This is a genomic window from Actinokineospora pegani, from assembly GCF_009745975.1.
Classification (GTDB): Bacteria; Actinomycetota; Actinomycetes; order Mycobacteriales; family Pseudonocardiaceae; genus Actinokineospora; species Actinokineospora pegani.
Genome location: NZ_WHOL01000039.1, coordinates 25,124 through 42,465, shown reverse-complemented (window position 1 = coordinate 42,465; position 17,342 = coordinate 25,124). Strand labels below are relative to the sequence as shown.

At 74.3% G+C, this 17,342-nt stretch carries 16 protein-coding genes and 1 pseudogene; 13 read left to right on the top strand and 4 right to left on the bottom strand.

The window, feature by feature from the left end; genetic code table 11:
- Window positions 1-79 precede the first annotated feature (79 nt).
- The 7 genes from GCL84_RS02270 to GCL84_RS02240 all read left to right on the top strand — a co-directional run bounded on the left by GCL84_RS02270 (window position 80) and on the right by GCL84_RS02240 (window position 6,967).
- Window positions 80-859 carry an SDR family NAD(P)-dependent oxidoreductase gene (locus GCL84_RS02270; RefSeq protein WP_197522968.1) on the top strand — a complete coding sequence of 260 codons (780 nt, stop codon included), beginning with the start codon at window positions 80-82 and terminating at the stop codon, window positions 857-859.
- Window positions 802-1,872 (top strand): LLM class flavin-dependent oxidoreductase, encoded by a 1,071-nt coding sequence (locus GCL84_RS02265; RefSeq protein WP_328618754.1) that lies wholly within the window; start codon window positions 802-804, stop codon window positions 1,870-1,872. Before GCL84_RS02270 ends, GCL84_RS02265 begins: the two co-directional genes overlap by 58 nt.
- The gene (locus GCL84_RS02260; RefSeq protein WP_156753637.1) at window positions 1,869-3,914 is read left to right on the top strand and encodes an acetate--CoA ligase family protein; all 2,046 of its coding nucleotides are present in this window, start codon (window positions 1,869-1,871) and stop codon (window positions 3,912-3,914) included. The genes GCL84_RS02265 and GCL84_RS02260 overlap by 4 nt, the downstream gene beginning before the upstream one ends.
- A gap of 10 nt (window positions 3,915-3,924) precedes the next feature.
- Complete coding sequence (locus GCL84_RS02255) at window positions 3,925-4,122, top strand: hypothetical protein (RefSeq protein ID WP_156753636.1); 198 nt, start codon at window positions 3,925-3,927, stop codon at window positions 4,120-4,122.
- 100 nt (window positions 4,123-4,222) lie between these two features.
- Window positions 4,223-5,443: an MFS transporter gene (locus tag GCL84_RS02250; protein WP_156753635.1), complete on the top strand. Its 1,221-nt coding sequence runs from the start codon at window positions 4,223-4,225 to the stop codon at window positions 5,441-5,443.
- Window positions 5,444-5,596: 153 nt separating this feature from the next.
- A complete protein-coding gene (locus GCL84_RS02245) occupies window positions 5,597-5,899 on the top strand; it encodes a DUF1540 domain-containing protein (RefSeq protein WP_156753634.1) in 303 nt (100 codons plus the stop codon).
- A gap of 216 nt (window positions 5,900-6,115) precedes the next feature.
- Entirely contained in the window at window positions 6,116-6,967 is an 852-nt protein-coding gene (locus GCL84_RS02240; RefSeq protein WP_156753633.1) for a DMT family transporter, read from the top strand.
- Between the two features lie 16 nt (window positions 6,968-6,983).
- Here GCL84_RS02240 and GCL84_RS29105 read toward each other — a convergent pair whose 3' ends face one another.
- Window positions 6,984-7,943 (bottom strand): hypothetical protein, encoded by a 960-nt coding sequence (locus GCL84_RS29105; RefSeq protein WP_197522967.1) that lies wholly within the window; start codon window positions 7,941-7,943, stop codon window positions 6,984-6,986.
- Between the two features lie 138 nt (window positions 7,944-8,081).
- Window positions 8,082-8,567: a MarR family winged helix-turn-helix transcriptional regulator gene (locus GCL84_RS02230; protein WP_156753632.1), complete on the bottom strand. Its 486-nt coding sequence runs from the start codon at window positions 8,565-8,567 to the stop codon at window positions 8,082-8,084.
- Between the two features lie 97 nt (window positions 8,568-8,664).
- On the opposite strand from GCL84_RS02230, the gene GCL84_RS02225 reads away from it, so the two are divergent.
- Window positions 8,665-9,318 (top strand): FMN-dependent NADH-azoreductase, encoded by a 654-nt coding sequence (locus tag GCL84_RS02225; RefSeq protein WP_156753631.1) that lies wholly within the window; start codon window positions 8,665-8,667, stop codon window positions 9,316-9,318.
- A gap of 28 nt (window positions 9,319-9,346) precedes the next feature.
- Here GCL84_RS02225 and GCL84_RS02220 read toward each other — a convergent pair whose 3' ends face one another.
- Window positions 9,347-9,907: a TetR/AcrR family transcriptional regulator gene (locus GCL84_RS02220; RefSeq protein ID WP_156753630.1), complete on the bottom strand. Its 561-nt coding sequence runs from the start codon at window positions 9,905-9,907 to the stop codon at window positions 9,347-9,349.
- A 31-nt stretch (window positions 9,908-9,938) separates the two neighbouring features.
- Between GCL84_RS02220 and GCL84_RS02215 the strand changes: the two genes are divergently transcribed.
- Window positions 9,939-11,225, top strand: a complete 1,287-nt coding sequence (locus GCL84_RS02215) for an MFS transporter (RefSeq protein ID WP_235925938.1) — start codon at window positions 9,939-9,941, stop codon at window positions 11,223-11,225.
- Between the two features lie 110 nt (window positions 11,226-11,335).
- Entirely contained in the window at window positions 11,336-11,971 is a 636-nt protein-coding gene (locus tag GCL84_RS02210; RefSeq protein WP_197522966.1) for a dienelactone hydrolase family protein, read from the top strand.
- Here the strand turns inward: GCL84_RS02210 and pabB are convergent.
- Window positions 11,953-14,085: an aminodeoxychorismate synthase component I gene (pabB, locus tag GCL84_RS02205; protein ID WP_156753627.1), complete on the bottom strand. Its 2,133-nt coding sequence runs from the start codon at window positions 14,083-14,085 to the stop codon at window positions 11,953-11,955. The genes GCL84_RS02210 and pabB overlap by 19 nt on opposite strands.
- A gap of 280 nt (window positions 14,086-14,365) precedes the next feature.
- On the opposite strand from pabB, the gene GCL84_RS02200 reads away from it, so the two are divergent.
- The 3 genes and pseudogenes from GCL84_RS02200 (at window position 14,366) to GCL84_RS29755 (ending at window position 17,279) form a co-directional block, all read left to right on the top strand.
- Window positions 14,366-15,202: a DUF4184 family protein gene (locus tag GCL84_RS02200; protein WP_197522965.1), complete on the top strand. Its 837-nt coding sequence runs from the start codon at window positions 14,366-14,368 to the stop codon at window positions 15,200-15,202.
- Window positions 15,203-15,242: 40 nt separating this feature from the next.
- Window positions 15,243-16,277, top strand: a pseudogene (locus tag GCL84_RS29760) (glycerophosphodiester phosphodiesterase family protein); the annotation flags it as partial.
- Window positions 16,257-17,279 carry a glycerophosphodiester phosphodiesterase family protein gene (locus GCL84_RS29755; protein ID WP_235925948.1) on the top strand — a complete coding sequence of 341 codons (1,023 nt, stop codon included), beginning with the start codon at window positions 16,257-16,259 and terminating at the stop codon, window positions 17,277-17,279. The pseudogene GCL84_RS29760 and the gene GCL84_RS29755, both read left to right, overlap by 21 nt.
- The last annotated feature ends 63 nt before the right edge of the window (window positions 17,280-17,342 follow it).

Below are 17,342 nucleotides of genomic sequence, written 5' to 3'. Positions count from 1 at the left end.
TCATTAACCTTGATTTGTCAAGGCTGGACAGGCTTGAATCAAGCGAATCATGCGTACTGATTCGAGGTATGGAGGAGCCATGCGACTGCGTGGGCGCGTCGTCGCCATCACCGGTGGCGCAAGCGGTTTGGGCGCCGCGCTGGCCGTTGGCGCACACGATCGGGGGGCGGCGGCCGTGGCCGTGCTTGACCTCGACACCGAGGGCGCTCGGTCCGTCGCGCAGCGCGTCGGCGGGCTCGGGGTGACCGCGGACGTCGCCGACCCGGACTCGTTCGGGCACGCGCTGCGCACGGTCGGCGACGCGCTGGGACCGGTGGACGTGTTCATCGCCAACGCGGGGGTCATGCGGCGGTCCACAGTGCACGCGCCCGACGCCGAGTGGGACCTGGCGTGGCGGGTGCACGTGCTCTCCGTGGCGTGGGCGGCCCAGGAGCTCACCCGGACGGGGCGTCCTGTGCACCTGGGGGTGACGGCCTCGACCGCCGCGGTGGCGCCGAACCCGAAGTCGGCGGTGTACTCGGTGACCAAGCACGCCCAGCTCGCCCTCGCCGAGTGGCTGGGCGCGGCGTACCGGGGACGGGGACTGAGCGTGACCTGCTTCTGCCCTGGCGGCATCCGCACCCCCATGCTGGCCGCGATGGCCGCCGACGACCCCTACACCAGGGCGGCGCGGGCCGAGGCCGACCCGCCGGAGGTCGCGGCGGCGGCCTTCCTGGACGGTATCGAGTCCGATCGCGCCCTGGCCACCACCAAACCCCGCACGCGCGAGGAGATCGCGCTGCGCGGCGCCGACTACGAGGCGTGGCTGCACCGCGCGGCCGGGCGCTTCGCCGACTCCCCGTCACCACTAGAGAACTAGGAGCGACAGTGCGCTGTGGACTGGCGATCATGAACGACTTCCCGCCCGGGACCGTCGCGGCCGACCGGGTCGCGGCCCTGCGCGAGCAGGTGCGCTTCGCCGCCGAGAGCGGCTTCTCCTCGGTGTGGATGCTGCAGCACTACCTGGGGAACATGCCGACGCTGCAACCGCTGCCCACGCTGGCGGCGCTGTCGGGCGACGCGGGCGGGATGGAGGTGGGCACCAACATGTTCATCCTCCCGCTGCGCCACCCGGTGGAGGTCGCCGAGTCGTTCTCCACCCTCGACCACCTCACCGGCGGGCGCGCCGTGGCCGGGTTCGGCATGGGGTACCGGGAGAACGAGTTCGCCGCGTTCGGCGTGCCGATGGACGAGCGGGTCGACCGCTTCACCGAGTCGGTGGGGCTGGTGCGCGCGCTGTGGTCCGGGGAGCGGGTGCACCACGCGGGCAAGCACTTCCGGCTCGACGGCGAGCGGATCAGCCTGCCGCCGGTGCGCCCCGGCGGCCCGCGGGTCTGGGTCGGCGCGGGCGCGCACAAGACCGGGGCGCGCCGGGCGGCCACCCTGGGCGACGGCTGGATCGTGCCGCCGCACGTGGCCCCCGACCGGCTGCGGCGGATGCTGGCGACGGTGCGCGAGGTGCGCGGCGACCGGCCGTTCGAGGTGGTGCTGCGCCGGGAGCTGGTCCTCGACCACGACCCGGAGCGCGCCCGGCACATCGGCCTGACCGCGCGCGGCGCGCTGACCCGCGCGTACGGCGCCTACAACGCCCCCGACAAGACCGAGGCCTACCGCCACCTCGGCGGCGACGCCGCGGCCACCGACGTGGCCGACGAGTCCTACCTGTTCACCGACCCGGCCACCGCCGTGGCCGAGCTCAACGCGCTGGCGGGGCTGGGCGTCAACCGGGTCATCCTGCGCGCGCAGTGGTACGACCTGCCCCAGGAGCAGGTGCTGCGCACCCTGGACCTGTTCCGCACCGAGGTCCTGCCCCACCTCGGGGCGGACGCGTGACCGTCGACCTGGGCGCGCTGCTCGCCCCGAAGTCCCTGGCGGTCATCGGCGCCTCGGCCAGCGACGCCGGGCACGCGGGCCGCTGCCTGGCCAACCTGCGCCGCACCGGGTACGCCGGGGAGCTGCACCCGGTCAACCCCCGGCACACCTCGCTGGACGGCCTGGTCTGCCACCCGTCGATCGGGGCGGTGCCCGGGCCGGTCGACGCGGCGTACGTGCTGCTGCCCGCGGCGAAGGTCGCCGCCGCGGTGGACGAGTGCCTCGACGCCGGGGTCAAGGTCATCACCGTGTGCACCTCCGGGTTCGCCGAGCTGGGCCGCGCCGACGAGCAGGCGGCGCTGCGCGCGCGGGTGCGGGCGGCCGGGGCGCGGATGGTCGGGCCCAACTGCATCGGCGTGCTCAACGTCGTCGACAACGTGGTCGCGGTGCCGACGTTCAACGTGACCACGGCGTTCACCCCGGGCGGGGTGACGATCCTGAGCCAGAGCGGCGGCATGGGCGTCACCATCCTGAACCGGGCCCAGGGGCGCGGGATCGGCGTGCGGGCCATGGTCAGCACCGGCAACGAGGCCGATGTGGAGGTCGGGGAGCTGGTCGACGCCCTGGTCGACGACCCGCGCACCTCGGTCGTCGCGCTGTTCGTCGAGCAGCTCCGCGACGGCCCCGGGTTCGCCCGCGCGGCGGGCCGGGCGCGGGCGGCGGGCAAGCCGGTGCTGGCGCTCAAGGTCGGGCGGTCGGCGGCGGCGCGGCGCAGCATCGCCGGGCACACCGGGGCGCTGGCGGGCGAGCACCGGGTCTTCGCCGACCTGATGCGCCACCTGGGCGTGCTGCTGGTGGACACGGTCGACGAGCTGGTCGACACCGCCGGGCTGCTGGCCTCGGGGGTGCGCCCGGCGGGCAACCGGCTCGGGGTGTTCTCCCCGTCCGGCGGCGACAACAGCTACGCCGCCGACCGGGCGGGGGCGGTCGGCCTGGAGCTGCCGGAGCTGCCCGAGCCCGCCCGCGCCGAGCTGGCCGCGATGTTGGCGCTGGGCGTGCCGGGCAACCCGCTCGACGCCACCGGCAAGGTCATCGGCGACGCGGCGCTGCTCGACGACGTGCTCGGCGTGTTCGCCGGGCAGGAGGTCTTCGACCAGGTGCTGCTGTCCATCCCGACCTGGGGCGGGCGCGACGCCGAGCACCTGCTGCCGGGGATGCTGGCCGCGGCCGCGCGGGTGGGCAAGCCCGCCGTGGTCTCGGCGTGGCGGGCCGACGACCTGACCGAGCCGGTGCGCCGCATCCTGCGCGGGTCGTCGGTGCCGTCGTTCGAGAGCGTGGACGCGGCGGTGGCCGCCCTGGCCGGGGCGCACCGGTACTGGAACGAGCTCCCGCCTGGTCCGGTCGAGCTGGGTGGGCCGGTCGCGGCGGGGCCGACCAGGGTGCTGGACGAGGCGGAGGCCAAGCGCGTGCTGGCCGCGGCCGGGCTGCCGGTGACGCGGGAGGCCGTGGTCGCGTCGCCGGACGAGGCGGTCGCCGCGGCGGGGGCGCTGGGGTGGCCGGTGGTGCTCAAGGGACTGGCCGAGGGGGTCGTGCACAAGTCGGACCGGGGGCTGGTCCGGCTCGGGACGGCCGGGCCCGCCGAGGTGGCCGCGGCGGCGGTCGAACTGCTGGCCGAGCCGGACGTGTCGCGGGTGCTGGTGGCCGAACAGGTGTCCGGCGCGGAGGTCATCCTGGGCGCGCTGCGCGACCCGGCGTTCGGGCCGCTGGTCATGCTCGGCGCGGGCGGCGTGCTCACCGACCTGCTCGACGATGTCGTCTTCCTGCCGTGCCCGACCACCCCGGACGCGGTCCGCGCCGCCCTCGGCGGGCTGCGCGTCGGCCGGGTCCTCGACGGGGCCCGCGGCCGCGTCCACGACACCGAGTCGCTGGTCAGGCTGGCGGTGGCGTTCGCCGCGTGGTTCGCCGCGGACGACCGGGTCGCCGAGGTGGACCTCAACCCGGTGATCGTCACCCCGGCGGCGGGGGCGGTGATCGTCGACGCTGTGATGATCACCGTGCTCTAGCCTCGGGTCCATGGGCAAGACAGGGGTTGTCGGTGTGATCATGCTGGCGGTCGGGGCGGTGGTGGCGCTGGCCGCCGCCGTCCTGCCGGTTCTGCAGCCCGCGCTGTGGGGCGGGGCGGCCACCGAGTCCGGGCTGGTCACCTTCACCAGCGCGGCGGTCGCCGTGATCGGGTTGGTGCTGGTGGGGCTGGACCGCTTCCACAGCTGAGCTGTGACACCTGGCACGCCCACGCGCGGAATCGCGACATGGCCCGGGGTGTTGTGGTCGTCTGGCAGACCTCTGCTGGATCGATCTAGGGAGCGTGTCGATGACCGCGGTGGCCGAGCAGTCCGCCACGCCCGCCCTGTCCAGGGGGGCGTTGGCCGGGGCGATGTTCGCCCTCGCCCTCGGCGGCTTCGCGATCGGGACGACCGAGTTCGCCACGATGGGCCTGCTGCCCCAGGTCGCGGCGACCTTCGACATCTCCATCCCGACAGCGGGGTACGCGATCACCCTCTACGCCCTCGGCGTGGTCGTGGGCGCGCCGCTGATCGCCGGGCTGGCCGCCAGGGTCGCGCGCAAGGGCCTGCTGATCTCGCTGGTGATCGCGCTGGCGCTGGGCAACGGGCTCTCGGCGCTGGCCTGGGACACCACCTCGCTGCTGGCCGCGCGCTTCCTGGCCGGGCTGCCGCACGGCGCCTACTTCGGCATCGCCGCGGTGGTGGCGCAGTCGCTGGTTCCGCCGCACCGGCGGGGCACCGCCGTGGCCAGGGTGATGATCGGGCTGACGGTGGCCAACCTGGTCGGGGTGCCGGTGGCGACCGCGGCCGGGCAGCAGATCGGCTGGCGCGCGGCGTACCTGGCGGTGGCCGTCATCGCGGGTGTCACCGCCGTGGCGCTGGCGGGCAGGCTGCCGCGCATCCCCGCGGCCGAGGGCGCGAGCATGGTCGCGGAGCTGCGCGCGTTCCGCCGCCCGCAGGTGTGGTTCGCGCTGTTGGTCGGCATGGTCGGCTTCGGCGGCATGTTCGCCGTGTACTCCTACGTCTCCCCGCTGACGACCGAGGTCGCCGGGCTGCCCGGCGGGGTGGTGCCGTGGGTGCTGGCCACCTTCGGCCTGGGCATGACCGTCGGCGCGGGTCTGGGCGGGCGGTTGGTCGACCGGTCGGTGATGGGCTCGGTGTTCGGCTCGCTGGGCGCGATGGCGGTGGTGCTGGCGCTGCTGGGGCTGACGTCGTCGAACCCGGTGGCGCTGTTCGCCTTCGTCCTCCTGATCGGGTTCGTCTCGCAGTTGCTCGCCTCGGCGCTGCAGGTGCGGTTGATGGACGCCTCCCCGGACGCGCCGTCGCTGGCCTCGTCGTCGAACCACTCGGCGCTCAACGTCGCCAACGGCGCGGGCGCCTGGCTGGGCGGGCTGGCGATCGCGGCGGGCTGGGGCTACACCGCCACGGCGTGGGTCGGGGTGGCGCTCAGCGTCGCCGGGCTCGCGGTGGCCGGGGTGTCGCTGCTGGCGCGTTCCCCGAACGGGTCAACTCCGGTTCCGGCCGCCTGAGCCCGCCCCGGACGATCCCCTTGCGACACAGGGCTTTCCTTCTGCCACAACGGTTTAGAGGTTAGCCTGCCCTTATCGCCATCCGGTTGCGGCCCCCCGTGGGCCGGTGAGAGCGTCGACCCACCGAAGCCCTCCCACCACGAGGAGAACGACATGACCACGATGGAGATGCCCGCGGTGCACTCCTGCACCGTCACGGGCTGTTCGTACAACCACGACGGCTGCCACGCCTTCGCGATCACCGTCGGCGGGTCCAACGGCTCCGCCGACTGCGGCACGTTCGTCCCGCTGTCGACCAAGGGCGGCCTGCCCAAGGTCGTCGCCCAGGTCGGCGCCTGCTCCCGGGCCGACTGCACGTTCAACGCCAACCTCGAGTGCACCGCATCCGGCGGCGTGCGCATCGGCGCGGGCCAGGACGACCACGCGGCGAACTGCCTGACCTACCAGGCGGGCTAGGCCGTGTTTCGGGAGTCTCGTTCGTTGAGAGTCGTGATCGGGGTGGCATCCGGCGCGGCTATCGCGAACAGCGGCTTCCGAAACACGGCCTAGGCGCACTCCCGCCGAGCCGCCGGGGACGGGCGGCTCGGCGGTTTCGCTGGAACCGCCCGGTCACAGTGGGTGAACCGCTATCGTTCGGCGCAAAGCCGGGCGAGGGGAACTGGGGCGGCGCCTGTGACAGACCTGATCATCACCATCGCGCTGTGCGTGCTCGTGGCCATTGTCTACGCCATCGCCGCGCTGATCCAGGCCAGGCACGGGCACATGACCGTCCGCTCACTGCTGTCGGTGCCGGTGTGGTGGCTCGCGCAACTGCTCAACGTCGTCGGCGCGGGTCTGCACGTGCTCTCGCTCAACTTCGGGCCGCTGTCGCTCATCCAGCCGCTGGGCGTGCTGACCCTGGTCATCGCCGTCCCGCTGACCGCCGTCGCCGCCCACCGCCGGGTCACCCGGCTCGAGGCCACCGGCATGGCCTGCACCGTCGTCGGCCTGGCCGGGCTCACCATGCTCATCACCACCGGCGGCCGCTCGGACACCCTGACCGGCCCGGAGCTGACCGGCCTGCTCATCGCCACGACCGTCCTGGTGGGCCTGCTCTCGCTCAAGGGCCTCAGCCGCGGCGCGTCCCCGCTGTGGGAGGCCGTCGGCGGCGGGCTGGCGTTCGCGGTGTGCTCGGCGCTGTGCCAGACCGTGGTGCGCAACATCGACACCCAGGGCGCCGACGTCCTCATCGAAGTGCCGTCGCTGCTCACCGTGCTGGCGATCGTCGCCTTCGCCATGGCCGCCACCGTGCTGACCCAGCGCTCCTACCGCCAGGGCCTCGGCGCCCCGCTGGCCGTGACCAACCTGGTCAACCCCGCCAGCGCGACCGCCATCGGCGTCGTGTTCCTCGGCGAGGAGCTGGCCACCTCGCACGTGGAGGTGGTCATCGCCCTGGCCTGCGCCACCATCGCCGCCTACGGCGTCACGCAGCTCGCCCGCGCCCGCGACGTGCAAGCCCCGGTGCCGCAGGCCGTCTCCGACTGAGGCGACCCGGGTGAAGTCACTCGCAGCCGACGCCGTCCTTGTCGTGGTCGAGGCCGTAGACGTCCTTGCCGGTCACGGTGACCGGGCCCTTGACGTAGGCGGGGCCGTTGCCGCTGCCGCCCTCGCAGTCGACGTCGCTGGCGGTGGGGACGCAGGGGCTGTAGTTGGCGTTGCAGCCCGCCGCGGCAGGCTTGTCGGCGGTGGTCCGCGTCAGCTTGGGCGGGAGCGCCTCGGTGGTGCGGGTGACCTTCTTGGTGGTCGTCGTCGTGGGGGTGGCGGGGGGCGCGGCGACGACCGGGGCCTCGGTGGTCGTGGTGCCGGCCGGGGGCTCGGTGGTGGTTGAGGTCGTGGGGGCCGTGGTGGTGATGGCCGTGCTGGTGGCCGAAGCGGAGGAGGCGCCGACGGGGGTGTCGGGGGTGCTGCCGCAGCTGACCATGGTGATGAGCAGGGCGAGGCCCGCGAAGATGCCGCCGCCGACCAGGAGGGGCTTCCTGGTCGAGTTCGCGGCGGGGGCCACGGGCCGCGGGGTGGCGTCGACCGCGGCAACCCGCTGGGGGGTGGGGCGGGACGTCGGCTGGGGCGGGATCGCGGCGCGGCGCGGGGTGGGCGAGGGGGCGGGCAGCATCGGGAGCGCGGCCACGGTGTCCGGGTCCTTCGGCAGGCGCAAGGTGATCTCGAGGCCGCGGCTGCCGTGGTGGACGAACGCCTCGCACCCCGGGCGCGCGCCCGCGACCAGCACCTTGGACACCAGCGGCGCGTACCGCCGCGACATCAGGTAGGTCAGCTCCCCCACCCGCCGACCGTCCACAAGCACCTCGACACCCTTCTCGCCGCGGTACTTGCCCGCGGCGATGGTGCACCAGCCCAGCTCGGCGGCGACGACCTCGGGCGAGCCCGCCAGGTGCGCCCACCGGGACAGCACGTCCTGGTGGTGCTCCTCCCGCGTCACGGTCACGGCCACCTCGGCCGCCGTCATGGCCAAACCGGACGATGAGTTCCACATTGATAACCACTCCCCAGGAATACGCGATTGTCGCCACTACATCGGCGTCGATGGGAAGGCGTTACCGCGGGACGAGCGGAGTCCGCGGTCGGGAGTGGATCGTGACCTTGATCAGCAAGTGCCGTCGAGCGCGGCGGCCTCCTGGACCACCGCGCACGGGTTGTCCGGGGCGGCGTCGGCCATGGCTACCTTGCGCAGCAGCTCGCGCAGGCGGTCGCGCTCGCGGGGGTCGAGGGCGCCGAGGACGCGGTCCTCCGCGGCGCGCATCGCGCGATTGGCCTCGACGAGGCGGGCGAGGCCCCGCTCGGTGGCCGAGAGCAGCCGGGCGCGGCGGTCGGCCGGGTCGGGGCGCCGCTCGACCAGGCCCGCGTTCTCCAAGTCGTCGATCAGGTAGGTCATGACCGTGCGGTCGACACCGAGGTGCTGGGCCATGACCAACTGGCGGGTGGGCTCGCACCGGGCGGCGGAGGTGAGCACCTGGTAGCCGCGCGGGCCGCCGGGCAGCCCCGCGAGCGCCTCCTCGGTGGCACGCAGGTAGCCGCGGAAGACAGTGCCCAGGGCCCAGCCCAGGTCTGCCTCGACCGCTTCCGCCCGCATGCGTCCCAATATAGGGGACGCCTGGACAGGACACATCCTCTGATGATGAGATAGTCTGCACGGCAGAACATCTTGTTCGCATCACATAGGAGAAGTTGTGAGCCTGTTCCGCGTCGACAGCAGCATCCGCACCGAGGGCTCGGTCAGCCGCGCCGTCGCCGACTCGATCGAGGCGGGATGGCGGCAGACCCACCCCGGGGGCGCCGTCGAGCGCCGCGACCTGGCCGCCGACCCGATCCCGGCCACCGCGTGGACCACCGCCATCGGCGCGGGCCAGACCCCGGCCGACCAGCGCACCCCCGAGCAGGCCGAGGCCTTGGCCCTGGTCGCCGCCGCGGCGGACGAACTCGCCGCCGCGGACGCCGTCGTGATCGGCGCGCCGCTGTACAACTTCGGCGTCCCCCAGTTCCTCAAGGCCTGGATCGACCTGTTGATCCTCGACGAGCGCTTCGCCCCGGGCGCCGCGCCGCTCGCGGGCAAGCAGGTCGCCCTGGTCGTCGCCCGTGGCGGCGGCTACGCCGAGGGCACCCCCCGCCACGGCTGGGACCACGCCACGGGCTGGCTCCGCCGCATCCTCGGCGACGTCTGGGGCGGCGACGTCACGGTGGTCGAGGCGGAGCTGACCATGGCCGCGGCCAACCCGTCGATGGCCGACCTGATCCCCCTGGCCGAGCAGTCGAAGACGGCGGCCCACGAACTCGCCGCCACCACCGGCCGCACCTTCGCCGAGCGCGTCCTCGCCACGGTCTGACCCTGCCGCCGGTCGGGGGCGGCGCCCCTCACAAGATCGCGTCCAGGTGCAGCGCGAGCACGGCCCGTGCCCGCGGCGGCCCCATCCGGCCGATCAGCACAGAGGTGCCCAGGCCGTGGGCGAGCGCGAGCAACCGGGCAGCCTCCAGCCCCGGGTCGTCGACGGCGCCCTCGAGGTACCCGGCGAGCTCGCGCTCCCGGCGGTCCGGTCCCGCGTGCGTGGGCAGCCCCGTCCCGGTCATCGACAGCGCGGCGTAGGCGGTCCACACCACGTGGTGCGCCCGGGAATCCGGCGTCGTGGGCAGCGCCTCGTCGAGGAACGCTTCGACGACGGCCCTCGGGGACCGCTCGGGCAGCGCGGCCAACCGGTCGGCCCAGCGCCGGACCGCCTCGGCCTCGAGGTGGTCCAGTGCGGCGCGCAGCAGCGCGGCCTTGGTGTCGAAGTAGTACTGGACCAGGCTGAACGACACTCCCGCCTCGGCCGCCACGGACCGCATCGTCGCCGCGTGCAGCCCGTCGCGGGCGGCGACGCGCACCACCGCCGCGGCGAGTCCGGCGCGGCGCTGCTCGTGGTCGACCACCCGTGGCATGTTTTCACTATACATCTGTACAGTGAAAATCGTGCGCTCCCGGACCCTGGCCTGCGCGGCTCAGTTCATGGTCGTGCTGGACGTGTCGGTGGTGAACGTCGCGCTGCCCGCGGTCCGCTCCTCGCTGGGGTTCTCCGACGCCGACCTGCACTGGGTCGTCAACGCCTACGCCCTCGCCCACGCCGGGCTCCTGCTGCTCGGCGGCAGGCTGGGCGACGTGCTGGGGCGGCGCGCGGCGCTGGTGGGCGGGGTCGGCCTGTTCACCGCCGCGAGCGCGGTGGGCGGCATGGCCGACTCGGCGGCGCTGCTGGTGGCCGCCAGGGCGGCCCAGGGCCTCGGCGCCGCCGTGGTGACGCCGACGACGCTGGCGATCGTCGCGTCCGGGCGGGGCGCGGGGCGGACCCGGGCGCTGGCGGCCTGGACCGCGGTCGCCACGGCGGGCGGGACGGCCGGGGTGCTGGTCGGCGGGCTGCTCACCGAGACGCTGGGGTGGCGGTCGACCCTGCTGGTCAACGTCCCGGTCGGCGTGGTCGCGCTCTGGTGGGCGCGGGGGCTGCCGAGGGAGCGCGACGGGGCGGCGCGGGTGGACGTGCTGGGCGCGGTGATGGCGACGACGGGGCTGGGCGCGCTCGGCTACGGGATCTCGCGGGACTGGGTGGTCGCGGCGGCGGGGGCGGGGTTGATCGGGGCGTTCGCGGTGTGGCAGACGCGGGCCCGGGCGCCGCTGGTGCCGCCCGGGGTGGCGCGGACCAGGTCGGTGGCGGTCGGCAACGTGGTGGTGCTGCTGGCGGGTGCGGCGCTCAACCCGATGTGGTTCTACCTGGCACTGGCGATGCGGGACGAGTTGGGGTTGGGCCCGCTGGGCACGGGGCTGGGCTTGCTGCCGCACACGGTCCTGGGCGTCGTGGTCGGCGTCCGGCTCACCCCGTGGCTGCTCGACCGGTTCCCCGCGCGCCCGCTGGTGGTCATCGGCGCGCTCACCGCGGCGGCGGGTTTCGTCTGGCAGTCGGCGCTGGACCCCGGCGCGGGCTACTGGGCGGGGATCGCCGGTCCCGCCGTGGTGATCGCGCTGGGCAGCGGGCTGCTGAACACACCGCTGACGGCCACCGCGCTGGCCGGGGTGCGGCCCGCCGACACCGGGGCCGCCTCGGGGCTGCTCGCCACGGCGAAGCAGACGGGGGCCGGGCTCGGGCTGGCGGCCATCGCGTCGAGCACAACGGACTACGGGGCGGCGTTCCTGGCGATCGCCGCGATCCTCGCCGCCGCTAGCGCCGGCGCGCTGTTCCTCCCTGCCGCCCGGGAGGCGGAACCGCGATAAACCTATCCGCGGTATTTCCAGATAGGGCATAGTCAATAGATGACACACACTGGGCATCTCGATCGGGCGACCAGTGTCCGAACTGGATGCGGGCGGGGTACGTGGTGAGCATGTCGACGACGACGGTGACTGTGCCGGGGACCGAGTGCCCGGCGGACGTGTGGGTGCCCGAGGGCGCTCGCGCGGTGGTTGTGGTGGTTCCGGGGGCGACCTGGACGCGGCACGGGCCGGAGACCCAGGCCTTGATCGCGGCGTTGCACGGCGAGGGGCTGGCGACGGTCGTCGCGGACGTGCACCCGCACGCCGAGGCCGAGCGGCGCTTCGCCGTCACCCTGCTCACCGACCGGCTGGCGGCCGCGGTGACGTGGGTGCGGGAGGAGATGACGGTCGGGCCGGTGGGGCTGCTGGTCGAGGGGATCGGGGCCGGGGCCGCGCTGTCGGTGGCCGCGCAGAGCCCGACGGTCTCGGCCGTCGTGTCGGTCAACGGGCGGCCCGAGCTGGCCAGGCACCCGGTGGAGCAGGTGCGGTCGCCGGTGCTCATGCTCGTCGACGGCGTCGACCCGGCGGTGGCGGAGCTGAACCGGACGGCGGCGGCCGCGATGGCCGGGCGGGCCGGGGTGCGGGTGGTGTCGGGGGCGACCGGGCAGGAGGTGGCCGGGGAGGCCGCCGAGTGGCTGGCGCGGACGATGAGCGACGGGCTGCGCCAGCGCGGCGGGCCCGAGGGGACTCACGACAGCGGCGGGTGACCCGGCCCGGAGACGGGCGCCGAGCGCTCGTCCGACCGGCGCCGCCCGGCGTGTCCGGGTGGGAGCGCGGACATCGGCGCGGCGGCCTTGAGCAGCATCTCGTCGTACTCGGCGGCGGGGTCGGAGTCCAGGACGACGGCCCCGCCCGCGCCGATGTGCCAGTGGCCGTCCACCAGGGCCATGGTGCGGATGACCACGGCGAGGTCGGCGGCCCCGGTGGCGCTGAGCCAGCCCAGCGCGCCGGAGTAGACCCCGCGCGGGCGGTCCTCGATGGCGTCGAGCAGCTCCATCGCGCGGACCTTGGGGGCGCCGGTCATCGAGCCCCCGGGGAAGCAGGCCCGCACGCACGTCACGGCGTCCTGCCCCGGCCGCAGCTCGCCGCGCACGGTGGAGACGAGCTGGTGGACGGTCTCGTAGGTCTCCACGGCCATCAGGCTGGGCACGTGCACCGACCCGACCCGGCAGACCCGGCCCAGGTCGTTGCGCAGCAGGTCGACGACCATCAGGTTCTCCGCCCGGGCCTTGGGGTCGGCGGCGAGCGCGGCGCGCCGGTCGGCGTCCTCGGCCGGGGTGGCCCCGCGCGGGGCGGTGCCCTTGATCGGCTTGGTCTCCACCACCCGGTCGACCCCGACGCGCAGGAAGCGCTCGGGCGAGGAGCAGGCGACCTCGGCCCCGCCCAGGCGCAGGAACGCCGCGTAGGGGGCCGGGTTGATCCTGCGCAGCCTGCGGTAGGTGTCCAGGGCGGGCTCGGTGGCGGGTACGCGGGCCTCGGTGGTCAGGCACAGCTCGTAGCTCTCCCCCGCGCGCAGCAGCTCCTGGCAGGCGCGGACGTCGTCGAGGTAGTCGGCCCTGGTGCGGGCCAGGCCGTGTTCCGGGAGTCCGTTCGGTGCGAGCCGTGATCGGGGTGGTCCAGCGCCCGCCCCGGCGCGGCTAGCGCCACCGCCGTCCACCCGCGACGGCTCCGGCGGGAGGGCGAGCACGGCGGCGGTCTCGGCCAGCCAGTCCACCGCGGCGGCCTCGGTGGCCGGGCCGGTGGCCAGGGCGACCAGGTAGGTGCGGTCGGCCTCGTGGTCGACGGCGACGAAGCGGTCGGCGAACAGCCAGGCGGCGTCCGGGGTGGCGGCGCGACGGCCGGTGGCCGAGCCCAGCTCGTAGCCGAACCAGCCGACGTAGCCGCCGACGAAGTCGAAGGGCAGGCGGTCGGGGACCTCGACGGTGCGCCGGGCCAGCTCGGCGCGCAGGTGGTCGAACACCGAGCCGCCGCCGACGGGGACGCCGTCGACGCGGACCAGGCCCTCGTCGACGCGGTGGGTCAGCGTCTCGGCGAGCGGGCCGGAGGCGTCGCCGAGGAAGGAGAACCGGGACGTCCCCCGCTCGACCCGGGCGCTGTCCAGCCAGAACGCGGTGGGCGAGTCGCCGTAGAGCCTGCCGAAGGCGGACTCGGTGTCCACGGCGGCGTCGAGGACGGCCACCTTGGTCCGGTAGCGGGGCGGGCTTGCCGGTGCCGCTGGGGCGATCGGTTCCGCGGTGGCGGCGGTGGCGGCGGCGGGTGTCGCGTCGCGGAAGTTGGCGATCAGCTCGAGGCCGAAGCTGGACGCCACCGACTCCGGGTGGAACTGCACGCCCCAGCGCGGGCGGTCGACCTCGCGCAGCGCCATCACCACCCCGTCCGCGGACCGGGCGAGCACGACCAGGCCGTCCGGGAGCGGCTCGGCCACGCACAGCGAGTGGTAGCGCACCGCCTCGAACTCGGCGGGGATGCCCGCGAACAGCGGGTCGCCGTAGTGGCGCACGACATCGATGTGCCCGTGCCTGGGTCGCGGGGCGCGCACCACGTCCGCGCCGCGGGCGAGCGCGATCCCCTGGTGTCCGAGGCAGACGCCCAGCACCGGGACCCGCGCGCGGGCGAGCACGTCGGCGCAGAGGCCGAAGTCGCGCGCCCGGCCGGGGTGGCCGGGGCCGGGCGAGAGCACGACGTTGTCGTAGGCGGCCAGGTCGAGCGGGCGGGTGTCGTCGTTGGCGCGCACGTCGGGCTCCGACCCGTTCACCCGGGCCAGCAGGTGGAACAGGTTGTAGGTGTAGGAGTCGTGGTTGTCGACCAGGAGCGTGCGCACGGCGCAGAATAGCGCAGGGCGCTGGCGGGGCACGTCGTCGCGCGCCCGCTCTGTCCACTGAGGCCAGTCGAGGACGCGCACTTCTGTTCAACCGCAAGCGGTCCGATTTCGACGATGCGCAACAGCCGCGGGTGGACAACCCGCCGGTCCGCAGAGTGGGAACACCCCCGGTATCTCGAAGATCGTTTTCGCGCGCTGACCAGCGCCGGCGCGGTAATGAGCGGAAAGCTGGACCGATTCAGCCGTGCAGAGCTGCACTGATCTCGGGATGGTCGGGATCATGCCGTTCACGATCTCGCACATCGCCGCCGTGCTGCCGCTGGCCCGCGCACCGCTGACGGGGTCCGCGCTGGCGATCGGCTCGATGTCGCCGGACCTGGGCTACTTCGCCGCCCTGCGCCCCTTGGAAAGCGAGTTCACCCACTCCTGGGCCGGGCTGGTCACCGTCGACCTGGCCGTGTCGCTGGTGCTGCTGCTGGTGTTCCACGCCTTCGTCGTCCCGGCCGTGCTCGCGCTCGCACCCGGGTTCGTCAGGGAGCGGCTGGCCGCGGTGGCCGAACCGCCGAAGGCGGACCTGTGGGTCGTGGTCTCGGTCCTGGTCGGCGGCATGACGCACTTGCTCCTGGACTCGTTCACCCACTCCGACGGGCTCATGGTGGCGCTGATCCCCGCCCTGCGGGGCGAGGTCTCCCCGGGAGTGCCGACCACCCACTTCCTGCAGATGGCCCTGACCGGCGTCGGGCTGGCCGCCCTCGCGCTGTGGTCGGTGTGGTGGCTGGTCAGGGCACGGCCGCGCCCGGTGCCCGGGAGGTTCGCCCCGGCGCGCAGGCCGTGGCTGCCCGTGCTGGCCGTGGTGGTGGTGTCCGGGGCGCTGGCGGTGGGCAACGCGCTGCGCGGGATCACCGGGACCGGCGAGGAGCCGGTGCTGGTCGGGGTAAGCCGGGTGATGGCCGCGGGCGTCGCCGACCCGACACCGGGGCAGGTGCACGCCGGGCTGGTCTTCGCCTCGATCGGGGCGGTGACCGGGGCGTTCCTGGCGCTGGTCGGCTACGGGGTGGTGCACCAGCGGCGGATGGCGGTGACCAGCGGCGGAAGGCTGGGTGAACGCTCGCCGTGAGCCGTTCTCGCGGTGTGCGCCGGTTGGCAGCATCCCCGGTATGAGACGTGCGGGAGTGGCGCTGCTGGCGGCGATGACGACGGCGGGGGTCCTGGTCCCGCTGACCACGGCGCAGGCCGGGCCCGCGGGCCGGGCCTTCGACCTGCAGGCGCACCGGGGCGGGCTGGGGCTGCGCTCGGAGAGCACCCTGAGCTCGTTCGGCAACGCCCTGCGCGTCGGGGTGAGCACCCTGGAGCTGGACGTGCAGATCACCGCGGACGGGCAGGCGGTGGTGACCCACGACCGCAGGGTGGACGCGCGCAAGTGCCGCGACACCGCGCCCGCCACCCCCGGCGACCCGCGCTTCCCCTACGTCGGCTCGTTCGTCAAGGACCTGACGCTCGCGCAGGTCAAGACCCTCGACTGCGGGTCGAGCGCGCTGCCGGAGCACCCGGGCCAGGTGCTCGCGCCCGGCTCGACGATGCCGCTGCTGCGCGAGGTCTTCGACCTGGTGAAGCGCTACCGGGCCGACGACGTGCGGTTCAACGTGGAGACCAAGGTCGAGGCGGGCGCGCCGCACGAGACCGCGCCGCGCGAGCAGTTCGTCCAGGTCACCGCGCAGGAGATCGCCGACGCGGGCGTGGGCCACCGGGTCAGCGTGCAGAGCTTCGACTGGGGCGCGCTGATGCTGATGCGCCAGGTCTCGCCGAGGCTGCCGATCGTCGCCCTGACCAACATCGATTTCCTGCAGACCGGACAGCCGGGCCGCTCGCCGTGGCTGGGCGGGATCGATGTCGACGACTTCGGCGGCGACCCGATCGCGGCCGTGAAGTCCTTCGGCGCCAACGCCTTCTCCCCCGTGCACGGGTCCCCGCAGGGCGGCAAGGTCAGCGACCCGGACTACAAGCCCTACGTCACCGAGGACATGGTGCGCGCCGCGCACGCCAAGGGCGTCAAGGTCGTCCCGTGGACGGTCAACGACCCGGCGACGATGGCCAAGCTGGTCGACGACGGTGTGGACGGCCTGATCACCGACTACCCCGACCGGCTGCGCACCGTGCTCGCCCGGCGCGGCATGGCGCTGCCCCGCGCGTACGCCCCCCCCTTCGACGTCCAGGCCCACCGCGGCGGTCGCGCGGTGCTGCCGGAGAACACCCTCGCCGCGTTCGCCAACGCGCTGGCGGACAGGGACATCTCCACCCTGGAGATGGACATCGGCATCACCCGCGACAACCGCGTGGTGGTCACGCACGACCGCACCGTCAACGGCTCGCACTGCCTCGACACCGCCCCGGTGCGCCCCGGCGACCCGCGGTTCCCCTACGTCGGCAAGACCGTGCGGGAGCTGACGCTGGCGCAGGTCAAGACGCTCGACTGCGGCAGCAAGGTCCTGCCGGAGCTGCCCCAGCAGCGGCCCGTGCCCGGTGCGCGCATCCCGACGCTGGCCGAGGTGCTCGCCCTGGTCAAGCGCAGCGGCCGCGACGACGTCCGGCTCAACATCGAGACCAAGCTCAGCCCGACCGCCCGGGACACCGCGTCGTACCAGCAGTTCACCGTGCAGCTCGTGTCCGCGCTGCACCTGTCGGGCATGGCCGGGCGGGCGACCGTGCAGTCCTTCGACTGGCGCACGATCCGGCTGGCCAAGGTGCTCGACCCGCGCATCGAGACGGTCGCGCTGGTCTGGCAGTACGGACCCGAGGAGTGCCGGGCGCTCGCCGACGAGTGCTCGCTGCGGGCGGTCTACGGCGACCCGGGGGTCAAGAGCCCGTGGACCGGCGGCCTGGACTGGTGGCGGTACCGCGACCTGGGCGCCCTGGTGCGGGCCTCGGGCGCCTCGACCGTGGCGGCCAACTGGCAGGTGCACGACCCGGCGCAGGCCAAGTCGGCGAACGACGACTGGTACCTGCGGACGGACCCCGCCTACTACTCCGGCCCGGACGTGTCCACCCTTCGGGACCGGTACGGGCTCGAGGTGGTCCCGTACACGGTCAACGACGAGGCCACGATGCAGCGCGTCATCGATCTCGGCGTCACCGGCCTGATCAGCGACGACCCCGCGCTGCTGGTGGCGGTGGCCCGCCGCAACGGCCTGCGCTGAGCGGTCCGCCGGACCGGGCGTTGTGCGTCTTATTGTGTGATTCAGGGTGGCGCGTTTGCGCGG